Annotated in this window: 17 protein-coding genes; 9 read left to right on the top strand and 8 right to left on the bottom strand. The window is 69.5% G+C overall.

Annotation, left to right across the window (positions count from 1 at the left end; translation table 11 throughout):
• Positions 1 to 40 precede the first annotated feature (40 nt).
• From ACUVYZ_RS08790 to ACUVYZ_RS08760, 7 genes are all read left to right on the top strand, one after another.
• Entirely contained in the window at positions 41 to 655 is a 615-nt protein-coding gene (locus ACUVYZ_RS08790) for a cysteine dioxygenase (protein WP_439934233.1), read from the top strand.
• Complete coding sequence (locus ACUVYZ_RS08785; protein WP_439934232.1) at positions 652 to 1,380, top strand: enoyl-CoA hydratase/isomerase family protein; 729 nt, start codon at positions 652 to 654, stop codon at positions 1,378 to 1,380. Before ACUVYZ_RS08790 ends, ACUVYZ_RS08785 begins: the two co-directional genes overlap by 4 nt.
• Positions 1,381 to 1,444: 64 nt before the next feature.
• Positions 1,445 to 2,428: an NAD(P)H-quinone oxidoreductase gene (locus tag ACUVYZ_RS08780; protein WP_439934295.1), complete on the top strand. Its 984-nt coding sequence runs from the start codon at positions 1,445 to 1,447 to the stop codon at positions 2,426 to 2,428.
• 29 nt (positions 2,429 to 2,457) lie between these two features.
• Positions 2,458 to 2,817: a Lin0512 family protein gene (locus ACUVYZ_RS08775; protein ID WP_439934231.1), complete on the top strand. Its 360-nt coding sequence runs from the start codon at positions 2,458 to 2,460 to the stop codon at positions 2,815 to 2,817.
• A 116-nt stretch (positions 2,818 to 2,933) separates the two neighbouring features.
• Positions 2,934 to 3,323: a ribonuclease domain-containing protein gene (locus tag ACUVYZ_RS08770; RefSeq protein ID WP_439934230.1), complete on the top strand. Its 390-nt coding sequence runs from the start codon at positions 2,934 to 2,936 to the stop codon at positions 3,321 to 3,323.
• On the top strand, positions 3,320 to 3,757 hold the full coding sequence (locus ACUVYZ_RS08765; RefSeq protein WP_439934229.1) for a barstar family protein: 438 nt from the start codon (positions 3,320 to 3,322) through the stop codon (positions 3,755 to 3,757). Before ACUVYZ_RS08770 ends, ACUVYZ_RS08765 begins: the two co-directional genes overlap by 4 nt.
• A 97-nt stretch (positions 3,758 to 3,854) precedes the next feature.
• On the top strand, positions 3,855 to 7,550 hold the full coding sequence (locus ACUVYZ_RS08760; RefSeq protein WP_439934228.1) for a winged helix-turn-helix transcriptional regulator: 3,696 nt from the start codon (positions 3,855 to 3,857) through the stop codon (positions 7,548 to 7,550).
• 6 nt (positions 7,551 to 7,556) lie between these two features.
• On the opposite strand, the gene ACUVYZ_RS08755 is transcribed toward ACUVYZ_RS08760, so the two are convergent.
• The 5 genes from ACUVYZ_RS08755 to ACUVYZ_RS08735 form a co-directional block, all read right to left on the bottom strand.
• Positions 7,557 to 8,186 (bottom strand): YbhB/YbcL family Raf kinase inhibitor-like protein, encoded by a 630-nt coding sequence (locus ACUVYZ_RS08755; RefSeq protein ID WP_439934227.1) that lies wholly within the window; start codon positions 8,184 to 8,186, stop codon positions 7,557 to 7,559.
• 16 nt (positions 8,187 to 8,202) lie between these two features.
• Positions 8,203 to 9,156 carry a polyamine aminopropyltransferase gene (gene speE / locus ACUVYZ_RS08750; protein ID WP_439934226.1) on the bottom strand — a complete coding sequence of 318 codons (954 nt, stop codon included), beginning with the start codon at positions 9,154 to 9,156 and terminating at the stop codon, positions 8,203 to 8,205.
• Between the two features lie 24 nt (positions 9,157 to 9,180).
• Complete coding sequence (speD, locus tag ACUVYZ_RS08745) at positions 9,181 to 9,579, bottom strand: adenosylmethionine decarboxylase (protein WP_439934225.1); 399 nt, start codon at positions 9,577 to 9,579, stop codon at positions 9,181 to 9,183.
• Positions 9,580 to 9,745: 166 nt separating this feature from the next.
• Positions 9,746 to 10,201, bottom strand: coding sequence for a D-aminoacyl-tRNA deacylase (gene dtd, locus ACUVYZ_RS08740; RefSeq protein WP_439934224.1), 456 nt, complete (start codon positions 10,199 to 10,201; stop codon positions 9,746 to 9,748).
• 40 nt (positions 10,202 to 10,241) lie between these two features.
• Complete coding sequence (locus ACUVYZ_RS08735; protein WP_439934223.1) at positions 10,242 to 10,883, bottom strand: tetratricopeptide repeat protein; 642 nt, start codon at positions 10,881 to 10,883, stop codon at positions 10,242 to 10,244.
• Between the two features lie 150 nt (positions 10,884 to 11,033).
• Here ACUVYZ_RS08735 and ACUVYZ_RS08730 point away from each other — a divergent pair, with 150 nt between their 5' ends.
• Positions 11,034 to 11,861 (top strand): phosphodiesterase, encoded by an 828-nt coding sequence (locus ACUVYZ_RS08730; RefSeq protein WP_439934222.1) that lies wholly within the window; start codon positions 11,034 to 11,036, stop codon positions 11,859 to 11,861.
• 21 nt (positions 11,862 to 11,882) lie between these two features.
• On the opposite strand, the gene ACUVYZ_RS08725 is transcribed toward ACUVYZ_RS08730, so the two are convergent.
• From ACUVYZ_RS08725 to ACUVYZ_RS08715, 3 genes are all read right to left on the bottom strand, one after another.
• Positions 11,883 to 12,164 (bottom strand): hypothetical protein, encoded by a 282-nt coding sequence (locus tag ACUVYZ_RS08725; RefSeq protein ID WP_333843773.1) that lies wholly within the window; start codon positions 12,162 to 12,164, stop codon positions 11,883 to 11,885.
• A gap of 73 nt (positions 12,165 to 12,237) precedes the next feature.
• The gene (locus ACUVYZ_RS08720; RefSeq protein WP_439934221.1) at positions 12,238 to 12,981 is read right to left on the bottom strand and encodes a DUF72 domain-containing protein; all 744 of its coding nucleotides are present in this window, start codon (positions 12,979 to 12,981) and stop codon (positions 12,238 to 12,240) included.
• Positions 12,978 to 13,658 (bottom strand): hypothetical protein, encoded by a 681-nt coding sequence (locus ACUVYZ_RS08715; protein WP_439934220.1) that lies wholly within the window; start codon positions 13,656 to 13,658, stop codon positions 12,978 to 12,980. The genes ACUVYZ_RS08720 and ACUVYZ_RS08715 overlap by 4 nt, the downstream gene beginning before the upstream one ends.
• Before the next feature lie 84 nt (positions 13,659 to 13,742).
• Between ACUVYZ_RS08715 and ACUVYZ_RS08710 the strand changes: the two genes are divergently transcribed.
• The gene (locus ACUVYZ_RS08710; RefSeq protein ID WP_439934219.1) at positions 13,743 to 14,852 is read left to right on the top strand and encodes an NAD(P)/FAD-dependent oxidoreductase; all 1,110 of its coding nucleotides are present in this window, start codon (positions 13,743 to 13,745) and stop codon (positions 14,850 to 14,852) included.
• Positions 14,853 to 14,859 lie beyond the last annotated feature (7 nt).

Raw genomic sequence — 14,859 nt, 5'->3', positions numbered from 1 at the left:
AAGCAGACCATAGCCTTCTTTCCGCTCCAGGAGGCAGACAGTGAACACGGCCCGCTTTCGCACGTTCGTCCAGGAAATGACCCGCTTGGTGGAATCCGCCGGCGGCGACGAAGCCCGCCTCCTGGAAGAGGGGAGGAAGCTCCTCTCGGCCCTGGTGTCCCATGACGACTGGCTGCAGGAAGAATTCGCCCGGCCCCACCCCGATCACTACCAGCAATACCTGCTCCATTGCGATCCCCTGGAACGGTTCAGCGTGGTCTCTTTCGTGTGGGGCCCGGGCCAGGCGACGCCGGTCCACGATCACACGGTCTGGGGCATGGTAGGCATGATGCGCGGGGCGGAGCGGTGCCGGGAGTACGATTTCCAGGGGCCCGGGCGCCCCCTCGCGGCCGGTCACGAGCACCTCCTCCAGCCCGGCCAGGTGGACCTGGTGAGCCCCCGCATCGGCGACGTGCACCAGGTGTCGAACGCGCTCCAAGACCGCCCCTCGGTGTCGATCCACGTCTACGGGGCCAACATCGGCGCGGTGGCGCGCCACGTGTACGTGCCGGAGACGGGGGAAGCGAAGCCGTTCGTCTCGGGCTATTCCAACACCGCCCTGCCTAACATTTGGGATCGGTCGGCGGAAGTCCGCGTCTCCCTGGCCGCCGCATGAATCCGGGCGAACCGCTCCTCATCGCCCGCACCGAGGGCGTCGCGCGCTTGACCCTCCACCGGCCCCACAAGGCGAACGCCCTGGACGGCGCCCTGGTGGAGGCCCTGATCGCCGCGGTGGAGGCGGCGGCGGGCGACGGCACCCGGCTCCTGATCCTGGACGGCAGCGGCGAGCACTTCTGCGCCGGCTTCGACTTCAGCGACTTCGAAAGCCAGACCGAGGGCGACCTGGCGCTGCGGTTCCTGCGCATCGAGACCCTGCTCCAGGCCATCTATCACGCCCCCTTCCAGACCCTCGCCCTGGCCCACGGCCGCAACTTCGGCGCCGGCGCCGACCTGGTGGTGGCGTGCAGTCGGCGGATCGCTTCCCCCGAGGCCACCTTTCGCATGCCGGGCCTGCGCTTCGGCGTGGTGCTGGGCACCCGCCGGCTCGCGCACCGGGTCGGCCCGGAAGAGGCGCGGCGGCTCTTGATCGAGAGCCGCACCTTCGGCGCCGACGAAGCCATGGACACGGGATTTCTGAGCCGCATCGCCGCCCGGGACGAGTGGGAGGACCTGATCGCCGAGGCGGCGCGGGAGGCCCGGGCCTTGCCCCTGGAGAGCGCGGCGCGGCTCAACGCCCTGACGGTGACCGAGAGCCGGGACGCCGACATGGCGGAGCTCGCCCGTTCCGTCGGCCGGCCGGGCCTCAAGGCGCGCCTCCGAGCGTTCCGCGCTGAAGGCTGAAAGCGCCTCCGTGGCTAATATCTTGTTGATCGAGGACGTCATGAGCGAAGCAATACCGACGACCATGCAGGCAGTGGAGATCAAGGAAGCCGGTCCCCCCGAGACGTTGATCCTGACCACTCGGCCGGTGCCGCAGCCCCAGGCCGGGGAAGTACTCATCCAAGTCGCCGCGGCCGGGGTGAACCGACCCGACGTGCTCCAGCGCCAGGGCAAGTATCCTCCCCCGCCCGGCGCCTCCGACCTGCCGGGCCTGGAGGTGGCGGGCACCGTCGTCCAACTGGGCAACGGCGCGGCTCCCTGGCGGGTGGGGGACCCGGTGTGCGCCCTGTTGGCAGGCGGCGGCTACGCCGAGTACGTGACGGCCCCTGCCGCCCAGTGCCTGCCCGTCCCCAAGGGCTTGACCCTGACGGAAGCGGCCTCCCTCCCCGAGACCTTCTTCACCGTATGGCACAACGTGTTCGAGCGGGGTCGCCTAAAACCGGGCGAGAGCTTTCTGGTCCAGGGGGGCACGAGCGGCATCGGCGTCACCGCCATCCAGATGGTGAAGGCCTTCGGCCACCGGGTGTTCGCCACCGCCGGCTCCGACGAGAAATGCGCCGCCTGCGTCAAGCTGGGGGCGGACCGGGCCATCAACTACAAGACCGAGGACTTCGTCCAGGTGGTGCACCAGGAGACCGGAGGCCGCGGCGTGGACGTGATCCTGGACATGGTGGGTGGGGACTACATCCCCCGGGAGCTGAAGGCCCTCGCCGACGACGGGCGTCTGGTGCTGATCGCCTTCCTCGGCGGCGCCAAGGCGACGGTCAACTTCGCCGAGGTGATGCTGCGCCGGCTCACCATCACCGGCTCCACCCTGCGGGCGCGGCCGGTGGACGTGAAGGCGGCCATCGCCCGGGCCCTCCAGGAGAAGGTCTGGCCCCTCATCGAGGCGGGCAAGATCAAGCCGGTGATCCACGCCACCTTCCCTCTGGCGCAAGCCGCCCAGGCCCACGCCCTCATGGAAAGCGGCACCCATATCGGCAAGATCGTCCTCGTAGTGGAGCGTTAGCCGCCGGCGGGCTTCCTGGAGGAACGGCGATGAATCTGGCCTACCTGATCGAATTGGGCATGGGCATCGACCAGCACGGCCAAGACGTCACCGTGGCCGCGGTGCGAGCAGTGGAAGATGCGATCCGGCGCAACGCCATGCCCGGGCTCAAGGCTCTGCTGCCCGGGGGAGACTTCCGGTCCATGGAAGTGGAAGTGACCCTGGCGCTGCCCTGCGACCGGGACAAGCTGGACGTGGAGCGGGTGCGCCAGGCCCTGCCCTACGGGCGCGTGACGGTTCAGGTGGTGGACGGCGGCATGCTGGTGCCCAGTGGCACTGTGCTGCCGGAAAAAGGCGACACCAGCGACCTGATGATCGTGGTAAACGCCGCGGTCAAAGTGGGGTTCTGAGGCTCCGGGGCGATGGTGCGATTCGCGTTCCCGGGCGCTGCCCGCCACCTCGGGCGGCATCGGGGGGAACCGTTCGCCCGGCTGTATTTCGCCCTTGCGCTTTTTCCCCTTCCCCCATGAGACGAAACCGCTTACTCCCCGCCGCCCTCCTCCTGGCGGCGGCGCTGGCGGTACTGGCGGGCCTGGCCGTTCTCGGTCCGGAATGGGGCCCGGCGCGGGAGAACGCTCCCTTTCCCGAGGTGAGCCTCGCCGAGCTTCCCCTCGAGGCCCGGCAGACCCTGGCCCTCATCCGGCAGGGAGGACCCTTTCCCTACGCCAAGGACGGCACGGAATTCCGCAACCGGGAAGGGCGCCTGCCCCCCAACCCCCCCGGCTACTACCGGGAATACACCGTGCCCACGCCCGGGGCGCGGGACCGGGGCGCCCGGCGGATCGTGATGGGAGCCCAGGGGGAGGCGTACTATACCGGCGACCACTACCGCAGCTTCATGCGCATCCGGGAATGAACCCCGCCGATCTGGACCGGGCCGAAGTCTCTGGGGTCTATCGAGTCGCCGACCCCGCTGCCCTGCCCCGGCTGCTCTCCGCCGCCCACGAGCGGGGCTACCGGGTCTGCACCCTGGATCTGGACGGCGTGGCAACCAAGGAGGAGCTCCTCTCCCGCGCCGCCCAGGCGCTCCAGTTCCCCTCCTATTTCGGCGGCAACTGGGACGCCTTTGAGGAGTGCGTGAACGATCTCGCTTGGCTTCCCGCGCGGGGGTACGTGCTGCACGTGATCCGGCCGGAAGGCCTGGCCCGCCAGGCACCCGAGACCTTCACGACCCTGCTCGGCATCCTGCAGGAGGCCGCGGGGCAATGGAAAGCCGCCGGCACCCCCTTTGTCGTCCTGGTGGAGGACGGGGGAAACTTCACTTTCGGCCCGGGGATCAGCCCCATATAATGAGCCGGATACGTGGACCAGGAACGCTTTTCCTCCGTTTCTGCGCCGCACGGGCTTGTAAGGGCGACAACGGAGTTTCCGGGTAGCGGCCTATTCCATGAACTTAAGCACCGTATTCACCAAGAGCGCCAAAGGGGTCATGGAGCTCTCCAGCCGAGCGAGCCGGCTTCCCCGAGACTTGATGAAGGTGCTGAGGCTCGTGGACGGCAAGTCGACGGTGCGTCAGCTCGCCGAGGCCGCGGGCTTAAGCCCCGCGAGCCTGCTGGCGACGATGGAAAAGTTGGAGAAGGAAGGCTACGTCAAGGAGTTCGCCCCCGGCGGCGCGAGCCAGGCCACCAATGCCAGGCCTGGAACCGCCCCGCCGCCGGAAGACGAGGGCGAGTCCCTGGACTTCACCATCATCCTCAATACGGGGCCCCTTAGACCCAGGTCCGCCGAGGCGGACGCGGGCCGCCGCGCCAGAGAAGAAGCGCAACGGCGCGCGAGAGAGGAAGCAGCAGCCCGGGCCCGGGAGGAGGCGGAGCGACGGGCCCGCCTGGAAGAGGAGGCGAAAGCCCGGGAAGAGGCGGCGCGCCAGGCGCGGCTCGCCGCCGAACGGCGCGCCAAAGCCGCGGCCAGCGCTCGGCGGGAGGCGGACGGCGCGGCCCGGGTTCTGGCCGATACCCAGCGCCGCCTGGACCAGGTCGCCACCGCCCTGGCGAAAGCCCGCGCGGAGGCGGATCACCACGGTAAGCATCTCGCCGAGCACAAGGCCAAGAGCGAAGCTCCTGGAACCGGGTCCCAGGGGAAACTGCAGGCCCTCGCCAGCGCCATCGCCGCAGCCCAAGCCAGGGCCCGGGCCCTCTCCACCGCCATCGAGCAGGCTTCCTCCCAGGCCCAGCTCCTGGCCCTGGCGTGCGGGCACGCCGAAGTGCGCCTCGCCGCCCTGGAGCGGGCGTTGGAAGCCGCCGACGAGAAGCAAAAAGCGGAACTCGGCCAGGCGCGGGGCGCGACCGAGGAACAGCTTAAGGACTTGCAGGAGGCCCGCGACACGGCCGATCGGGTGGTCCAGGCCCTGACCCGAGCCCAGGCCGAGGCGCTGGCCGAAGGGAAAACTCTGGCGGAGGCCCGGGCCCGGATCGAAGCCGAGGCGGCCGCCCGGGCCGAGCGCGCGGCAGCCGCCCTCGCCCAAGCCGAGCAGGAGGCGATCGCCCGCGAAGCGGCGCGCCAGGCGGTAGAAAAACAGCGTCCGGAGACGGCTCAAGCCCTGGAGCGGGCCGAGACGCTGGCGCGGGAACTGGCTCCCCTGGCAGCCCGGGCCCAGAGCCGGGACCTGTCCCCGGAAGACCAGGCCCAGGCGGCCGAGGCCGCCGCGACCCAGGCCCGAACCTGGGCCGAGGCCCTGGCTAGCGCCGCTTCTGGGCTGGAGGCCATGATCCCTGCATTGCGCGAGGCCCTCGCCCGGGGACGGAATCAGGCCGCCGCTCTCGAAGAGGCCATTGGAGAGAACGAAGGGGACACCGAGCCCCTCCGAGAGACCCTGCAGCGGGTCCAAGCCGAGACCGCCGCCTTGGACCAGGAACTCACCACCGTGGCCGCCCGGCTCGATGCCCTTCACTGCACCCGCGCCCAGGCGATGGCAGAGACGGAGGCGTTCGCCGATCTCGCCGCCCACGCCCGGGCCGAGGCCGAGCGGTTGGCCCGAGAGGAAGCGGAACGGCAGGCGAGAGAAGAGGCGGAGCGGCAAGCCCGTGCAGCGGCCGAACGCCACGCCCGGGAAGAGGAAGAACGCCAGCGCCGGGAAGAGGCCGAGCGGCTGGCCCGGGAAGAAGCGGAACGAAGGGCGCGGGAAGAAGAGGAGAGCCGGCGCCAGGAGCGGGAGCGCCTCACCCAGGAGGCCGCAGAACGCCAGGCGCGGGAAGCGGCGGAACACCGGGCCCGCGAAGAGGAAGAAAGGCGGCGGGAAGAGACGGAGCGCCTCGCCCGAGAAGAGGCAGAACGACGGGCCCAGGAGGAAGTGCAACGACACACCCGGGAAGCGGCCGAGGGGCAAAGGAGGGAGCAAGCGGAACCCGAGGTCCAGGAGGAAGGGCGCCCTCAGGAAGCGCCGGAGCCCTTCCCCCAGGAAACGGCCGCGCAGGAAAAGGCGAAACCCCAGGCCCAGGAAGAAGATGAACGGCGCTCCCCGCCGAAAGCCGAGCGCGGCGCCCCGGAGGTCTCCCCCTCCGCGACGGAGGACACGGCGGCCCTCGCCGCCCTGGGCATCGAAGTGGTGGACGCCAAGCTGTTCAACCCCGAGACCACCCAGCAACTGCCCAGCGCGGCCCAACTGGAGCGGGAGCTGGAACAGGAGGCCCAGGAGCGAGCCCGCAAACAGCGAGAGGAGGACGAACGCCTGCGGCTGGAGGCGGAGCGCCAGCGCCTGGAAGCCGAGGAACGGGCGCGCCAGGAGGCGTTGTTCCGAGCCCAGGCGGAAGCCGAACGGGCCCTGTGGGCCGAAGCCGAAACCCGCACCCCGTCGGTGCCTTCCACCGTGCCCGCGACTGAAGGGGAATCCGCACCTTTGTCCGCTGGCGAAGCGGTGTCCGCCCCACCCCGGCCCCGCCGCCGGAACGTGGTCCTGGGGCGATGGGTCGGCCTCGGCGTCGCGGTGACGGTAGCGGGCGCCGTAGCCCTCGCCCACGTGCTTCCCTGGGAATTCGCCGTGCCCGCCGCCCAGGCGGTCCTCTCGGCCAGGCTGGGAGAGCCGGTCAGGGTGGAGGAAGTGCACGGAGCCCTCTTCCCCGCGCCCCAACTACGCCTGCAGGGCATCAAGGTGGGCAGAGACGGGGCCCTCACCGCGGAGGCCCTCACCGTGGCGGGGTTCGCCGGGCTGCTCGGCCGCGGCGACGAGATTTCCGCCGTCCGGATCGAAAACGTCGCCTTGAGCGCTGCCGCCCTGGAACGCCTCAAGGCCTGGAACCGGCCGGTGGCCGCCGGCGCCGGGACTGCCCTGGAAAGGATTTCGGCCCGCCAGGTGCGGCTGGAGGGGGCGGGGATGGAAGTCCCGCCCTTCGACGCCGAGCTGTCCTTGGCTTCCGACGGCACGGTGCAGCACATCGCCGTCCGGGCGGTGGATGGAAACTTGAGCGGGGAGATCGTGCCTTCGGGCGGCGGCCTCAAGATCCAGGCCAACGGCCGGGTCTGGAAAGCGCCCCTCGGCGGACCCCTCGTCTTCGAGAACCTGCAGGTCAAGGCCACCGCGGCGCCCGGCCGGCTGGAGGTGGAGCAGTTCGACGCCCTGCTCTACGGCGGCCGCATAGTGGGCAGCGGCGCCCTCGCCTGGAACGGCGTCTGGACGGCACGGGGCGAGGCCGAGCTGGTGAGCGTGGACCTTGCCGCCCTGCTATCTGCCTACTTGGGCGATGCCCCGGTCACCGGCACCCTCAAATCCCGGATGCAGCTCGAGCTCGAGGGGCAGAGCCTGCATAGCCTATTCGACGCGCCCCGGGTGAGGGGCGACTTCGTCGTGGAACGGGGCGCGCTCACCGGCGTGGATCTCTCCAAGGCTCTACGGGGGGACGCCGCCGCATCCTCCCGGGGCGAGACCGCCTTTCAACAGCTCGCCGGTTCCATGGCCCTCGCGGGGAACCGCTACGAATTCCGCAACCTGAGGCTTGCCGCCGGCATCCTGAGCGCGGCCGGCATGCTGGATGTGGCTCCCGACCGCTCCCTTTCGGGGGGCGCCCAGGTGGAGATCCGCTCGGAAACCAATCCGCTGCGCGGCTTCCTAGTGCTAAAAGGCACCGCGACCCAGCCGGTCGCCCGGCCCTAGCCCGGGCTAGAGTTTTACGCTCGGGTTGAGGCTGTAGCGCCCGGTCAGGGTGGCCTTCCCTAGCACGTGCCCCTCGATCGCCCGCAGCACGTCCGGCCCCCGGAACACGCCTTCCACCGGGCAGCGGTCCACGTCCAGGGCATACAGGGTGAAGACGTAGTGATGGACCCGGGTGTCGTTCCACGGAGGGCACGGTCCGTCGTAGCCGAAGTACTGCCCCTCCATGTCCTTGTCGCCGGCGAACCAGGCCGTGTAGTCGTTTAACCCCTGGCGCGTTCCTCGCGGGCCTTCCGGGCCCTTCTTGCCCCGAGGCGTGACCCCATCGGAGAACTCGCCCTTGGCGATGGGCGCGGCATCCGGTTTCAGGTCTACCAGCACCCAGTGAAAGAAATCCACCCGGGGCAGATCGGCCGGGATGACGCGCCCCTCCTTGTTCACGTCGTCGGGCTTGGAGGGCACGTCGTAGTCGTGGCAGATGAGCACGAGGGAGCGGGTGCCCGCAGGCAGATCGCTCCAGGAAAGATCGGGATTCTTGTTGCCGCCCAGCTTGACGTGGCTCGTCGGGTCGGGCGCGCAGAAAGCGCATTCGGCAGGGATCTTCTGCTGATCGGCAAAGCTTTGGCTGCTGAGCTTCACGGCATCATCCTCCCGGTCAAGAGACGCGCGGCACCAGGTCGTATTTAAATGTGGGGTCCCCCACCTCGTCAACGAGGAGGGAATCCGTGGTGATCAGCGACGCCGGTTCCGCCAGGAGCCGGCGCACGAAGTTGGGAAGCGCGAATCCGGCCCGGTAGACGGCGCCGTTCACGTACTGCAAGTCCTTGAGCTTCCGCTCGGCGATCCTCTTTTCCACCTCGGCCTCGGAGAGGGCGAGGGGGTCCACCGCCTCGGAGGCGGTCGCCATGCCCCACCAGGCGCAATAGATCGGCACGTACACCAGGTAAGGTCGCACGAGGGGGAAGACCGCCCTCAGGGTCGCCACGATGCGCTGGTACGCCCGAGGCCGGGTGATCGGCGACTCCACGTGCAGGGTCAGTACCCCGCCGGGATTCAGGATGCGCTTGCAGGATTCGTAGAACTCCCGGGTATAGAGCTGCACCGAGGGGCCCAGCGGATCGGTGAGGTCCAGGGCCACCAGGTCGAAGCGCTCGTCCGTGCGCTCGACGAAGGCCTTGCCGTCGCCGATCATCACGCTCAAGCGCGGGTCGTCGAAGGCGCCCCGATGCACCTTTTCCAGGTATTGCCTGGAAGCCTGCACCACGCCCCGGTCCAGCTCCGCCATCACCACCCGTTGCATGGTGGGATACTTGAGCAGCTCCTCCGACGAGCCCCCGTCGCCGCCGCCGATCACCAGGGCGGAAGCGGGCCCGGAATGGGCAAGAGCGCCCACGTGCACCAGGTTCTCGTGGTAGAAGAACTCGTCGCGCTCGGTGGTCATCATGACCTTGTCGAGCAGCAGCATGCGCCCGAACATGGGCGTGTCCACCACTTCCAGGTCCTGGTATTCGGTGCGGAAACGGGCGATGGTCTCGGTCACCCGCACCGCGCAACCGTAATCGGGATTGAGCAGCTCGATGTGGAACCGCCCCTGGACTTTCTCGGTCATGGCGTATCGACGCGGCTAGCGGCCTTATTCGCGCTCCACCGAGCGCACGCGGGGCTCGTCCGGACGGAACGTGTCCACCAGCGCGTCGAACAGCTTGTGCGCCTTGTGGCGGTTGTCGCTGGTGTAGTTGCACACGAACACGTCCACCGTGACGTAGCGCTTTTCGGGCCAAGTATGGACGGAGAGATGGGATTCGGCGAGCACCACCATGCCGGTCACGCCGCCGTCGGTGCCGAACTGGTGGAAATAATCGCCGACCGGGGTCAGGCCGGCTTCCGCCACCAACCTCAAGCAGTGCTCCCGCAGCAGATCGGCGCTGAAGAAGTACCGATCCTCCCCTTTGCAACCGTACAGGTCGCCGAGCAGATGCAGGCCTTTCGGTCGTGGCTCCGGCTCGAGCGCCTTTGCTGCTGCAAGCCCCATAGCACCCTCCTTCAGTACACAAGTAGAACCGTTTCACGGGCGCAGGCGACGCCTTTGCCCCCCCATGGAACAGCTTTACCCGCCTCCCGTAAGGTGGTTGGCAGCAAAGCGGAAAGCGGAGCATTTTAGCAAAATCGCGCGGGGATTCAATAGAAACGGACGCGTCTCAGCCGTTCTCTTGCGCCGCAGCGCGAAGCCAGAAGGTGACCGGCCCGTCGTTGACCAAGTGCACCTGCATGGCGGCGCCGAAACGGCCGGCGGCCACCCGGGGATGGACCGCGCGAGCGCGCGCGAGCAGGTAACCGAACAGCCGCTTCGCCTCCTCGGGTAGCGCGGCCGGCGTGAAGCTCGCCCGGGTGCCCTTGCGGGTGTCCGCCGCCAGGGTGAACTGGGGCACCAGCAGGAGCCCGCCCCCCACGTCGGCGAGACTCCGGTTCATGCGTCCTTCCCCGTCGGGAAACACCCGGAAGCCGAGCAGACGCTCAAGCAGCCGGTCGGCCTGGGCTTCGGCGTCGCCCCGCTCCACGGCGACGAACACCGCGAGCCCGGGGCCGATCTCGCCCACGGTCTGTCCGTCCACCATCACGCGGGCCGAGCTCACCCGCTGCAGCAATCCGATCACGTTCCGGACTCCGGCGCGACGGAATTCCCCGTCCGGCCTCTTACCAGCCGGAAGTCATGCGGCGCGGGCTCCAGTTCTCGACCGCGATCTTTAGCTCCTCCACCGCGCCGGCCCCCAGCGCCTGCGCCGCCCGCTCCTGGATCTGCGCCGCCTTGTCCTTTTCCTCCTTCGGGAGGAGGAACTGGGTGAGGGCCAGGGACGCCCAGAAATAGGCTTCCCGCATGTCCACCGGTGCGCCATCCGAGGCGTAGATCTCGGCGAGCTGAACCTGGGCCTGGCCGTGGCCCTGCTCCGCGGCGCGCAGCAGCCACTTCACCGCGGTCTCCACGTCGGGCTGCGTCCCCTTGCCTTCCAGGTACATCATGCCGGCGGCATACTGGGCCTCGGGCACTCCCAGCTTGAACCAGTTGCGGGCGAGCCACGGTTCGCCCGCCCATTTGAACAGCTTGAGCGCTCTGGGCGGATCGGGTTCGACGCCTTCCCGCCCGTCCCGCAGGATCAGCCCCAGCTCGTAGGCGGCGAGCACGTTGCCCCAGTTAACGGCCCTCTCCAGCCGCCTGACCACCTCCTGCGGCGTCGGCTGGGAGAGGGCGCGCTGCACCTCTTCCTCAAGCACTTGTTGGGCCAGCGCCGCCGGGACGACGAGCAGCGCCGCCATCGCGATCAAAAGCCTTTTCATCATGAGATAGCTCCTCCTCCTGGATAGGAAACCGCGAAAACAACCGCCCTACTGCCTGTTCGACCGCAAGAGGGGCGCCCTGTTCTGCAGGCCGCTGACAACGCCGCCACCGCGGATATACCATGAGCTTTTCGACTGCCGCCCCGTTTGCCCATGCTCATCGCCCAGGTTAGCGACTTGCACGTGGGCCGCCCCGGCGAACGCGTGGGCGGCCGGGTGGACACGGCCGATTGCCTGCGCCGCTGCGTCGCCCGGCTCAACCGGCTCACCCCGCGTCCGGACCTGGTGGCGTTGACGGGGGATCTGGTGAACGCGGGCGATCCCGAGGAGTACCGACACCTGCGTTCCCTGCTCGAACCTTTGGAGCTGCGCTGGGTGCTGATTCCCGGAAACCACGACCACCGCGGCGCGCTGCGGGCTGCGTTCAAGGATCACGCCCACCTGGGACGGGATCCCGATTTCATCCACTACGTGATCGACGATTTCCCGGTGCGCCTGGTGTTCGCCGACACCCTGGACCCGGGGCGGGAGGAAGGGCGCCTGGACGCGGCCCGGCTCGCCTGGCTGGAGGCGCGCTTCCAGGAAGCGCCCAACACGCCCACTATGCTCTTTATGCACCATCCGCCCTTCGCCAGCGGGCTGGACGCCATGGACCGGACGGGTTGCGCGGGAGCGGAAGCGCTGGCGGCGCTCCTGCAACGCAATCCCCAGGTAGAGCGGGTGTGCTGCGGGCACCTGCACCGCCCGGTCTTTGTGCGCTGGGCAGGCACCTGCGGTTGCGTCGCGCCGAGCTGCGCCCATCAGCTCGCCTTGGACTTGCGGCCCGGCGCATCAACGGGCTTCGTGTTGGAGCCGCCGGCCTTTCTGCTGCACCTGTGGCGTCCCGGGGTGGGCCTTGCGACCCACCTCTGCTTGGTGGACCCTTTTCCCGGACCGTATCCCTTTTCTATGAGCCTCCGGTCAATGGTTGACGAACCATAGACCGCTCTCGCGGGCGTCGGGCTAGTGGTCCTCGAGACGGGTGAAGGTGTCCTCGGCCGGCTCCCCCGTCTCCGGTTCGATCCAACCCGAAATCCCCAGCTCGGCTTCCACCTCCTCCAGGCTCTCGGGCGTCTCCATGTCCGCGTCGGCGTTGTATTCCATGTCCCGGATGGCCTCCAGCAGCGTGGGGAACGGACCGAACACTTCCTCCGTTTCCTTGTCCTGCCAGTAAAAGCCGTCCGGGCGCTCGATGATGCGGGTCTTGTCGTAATCCGGCGGGGTTTCGGGGATCGGCGCCTTCATGGGATCCTCCTCGACCTGTTCTCAAGGCGAGTACCGTTATCAAAGCACCAGCGCCGCTCAATTGCAACCCTGATCAGTGCTGCGCCGCGTCCGCGAGACGCGCGGCGAGGGCCAGCGCGTCCCGGGGGGCGGCCCCCGCATCCGTGTTGTCGAAATAGACGTGCACCGTCCGCCCCTCGCCGAGCCAGGCGGCGATGCGGGCCGCCCAGGCATCCAGCGCCCGGGGCGCGTAGCGCGACGCGTAGGTGCGCGTGTGGCCATGCAGCCGCACGTAGATGAGCTCGGCGGTCACCGCTTCCCACATGGGCCAGTCGGCGGCGTCCGACAGGCAGTTGGCCACCCGGTGGCTGGCCAAGAGCTCCGCCACGTCGTCCCGAAACCACGAGGCATGGCGAAACTCCACCGCGTGCCGCGCCTCCCCCCAGCAGTCGATGGCCGCCAGGAAATCTTCCAGCCGCCGCTTCTCCCAGGGCAGGGAGGAAGGCAACTGCCACAGCACCACGGAAAGCTTGGATCCGAGGGCGCGCAGGTTCCGGCGCTGGCGCTCCAGGGACTGGGGGGGAAAGGCGAGCCGTTTCACGTGGGTGAGATAGCGGTGCGCCTTGACGCAGAAGCGGAACGCTTCCGGCGTCTCGTCCCTCCAGGCGGCGTAGGTGGCCGGGCGGATCTCGTGGTAAAAAGAAGCGTTCACCTCCACCGCGCCGAAGCGCCTGGCGTAATGGGCCAGCCAGGCCCGCCGGGGCACGCCCCGGTAGAACCCCGTGGCCCAAGCGGCGTAGTTCCAGCCGCTGGTGCCCACGTACAGCCGCCCGCTCACCGGGCCCTCCTCGCCGGGGCCCGGGAGCCCGCCGCCTGGAGCAGCCCGTGGGCCTCGCCCGTGGCCCGCAGCCGGGCGCATTGCGCAGGCGTGAGCTCCCGATTCTCGGGAGCGGTTTCGTCCCGCATGAGATTGCCGGGCAGATCCACGTGCTCGCCGCTGTCCATGAGCACGTGGGCGAGCTCGTGGGCCAGGGCGATGCCCGGGTCCCGGATCCCTTCGGTGATCCACACCGTGTCCTGCAGCTCTGGCCGTCCCTGGCTGTTGGCGCGGCCGATGGCCTCGGCGTCGAAGGCGATCCGCTGGCGGGTATCCCGGACGAAGTAGACCGTGGGCTTGGGATAGCCGAGCCGCCGGGCGAGCTCCCGCGAGGCGGGCACGTGAAAGTCCTGGTAGCGCTCCGGCACCTCCACCCGATGCAGGGCGATTCTCGGGATCGCCACGCCGCACTGGGCTAGGACGGCGGCGGCGGTCTCGGCGGCCTGGGCGATGCGTGCCTGGTTCCAGCGGCTGCCGGCCAGGTGGACGAAGGTGGGCTCCAGGACCAGCACCGGCTCGCGGCCCGGGAGCGGGATCCCGGAAGAGCGAGGATAGAGCACGGCGGTGCCCAGCCAGCGGGGCTCGTCTCCGGCCCCGGGGGCGGCCCAAGGGAGGCAGAGGGCAATCGCCAGGCTCATCGACGCGATGCCGCGCGCGGCCCGGCCGTAAGTGGCGCGCGCTCGATTCATGTTCGGTTAATATACGGCGCGGCGGAAGGCGGAATGGCGGAAAGCATCGATTGCGCGGTGATCGGCGCGGGCGTCGTCGGCCTGGCGGTCGCCCGGGCCCTCGCCTTGGCGGGCCGGGAGGTCGTCGTGCTGGAGGCGGCCGGCGCCGTCGGCACCCAGACCAGCTCGCGCAACTCGGAAGTGATCCACGCCGGAATCTATTATCCGTCCGGCAGCCTCAAGGCCCGGCTCTGCGTGGAAGGGCGGGAGCGGCTCTACCGTTTCTGCGCCGAGCGCGGCGTGCCCCACCGGCGCCTCGGCAAGCTGATCGTCGCCACCCGGGATTCGGAGGTGGAGACGCTGGAGCGCTATCGCGCCAACGCCCTGGCGAACGGGGTCCAGGACCTGGAATGGCTGGACGTTCGAGGGGTCGCGCGGCTCGAGCCCGCGGTGCGCTGCGTCGCCGCCCTCCATTCCCCGTCCACCGGCATCCTGGACAGCCACGCCTACATGCAGGCCCTGCAGGGGGAGGCCGAGCACCACGGCGCGGTGATCGCCCTGCGCAACCCGGTGCGCTCGGGTCGCGTGTTGCCCTCGGGCATCGGGCTGGAAGTGGAGAGCGGCGGCGAGGCGGTGACGCTCACGTGCCGGGCGGTGGTGAACTGCGCGGGGCTCACGGCCCCCCGGGTGGCCCGCTCCATCGAGGGTATGCCCCTTGAGCGCGTACCGCGGGAGTGCTACGCCAAGGGCCATTACTTCGTCCTCAAGGGCCGCTCCCCCTTTGATCGCCTCATCTATCCGGTGCCGGAGCCCGGGGGGCTGGGCGTGCACGTGACCCTGGACCTGGGCGGCCAGGCGCGCTTCGGCCCCGATGTGGAGTGGGTCGATGCCATCGACTACGGCTTCGACGCGAGCCGGGCCCGGCGCTTCTTTGAGGCCATTCGCCGCTACTACCCGGCGCTGCCGGAGGATGCCCTCCTGCCCGGCTACACCGGGATCCGGCCCAAGATCGCGGGTCCCGGAGAACCGGCGGCGGATTTCCTCATCCAGGGCCCCGAAACCCACGGTGTGCCGGGCCTGGTCCACCTGTTCGGCATCGAGTCGCCGGGACTCACGGCCTCGCTAGCCATCGCCGAGCGGGTGGCGGCCGCGATCGCCCAGTAGCGCAGAA

It is taken from the genome of Pelomicrobium sp. P1, assembly GCF_052805615.1.
This window is presented reverse-complemented; position numbering and strand designations above follow the sequence as displayed.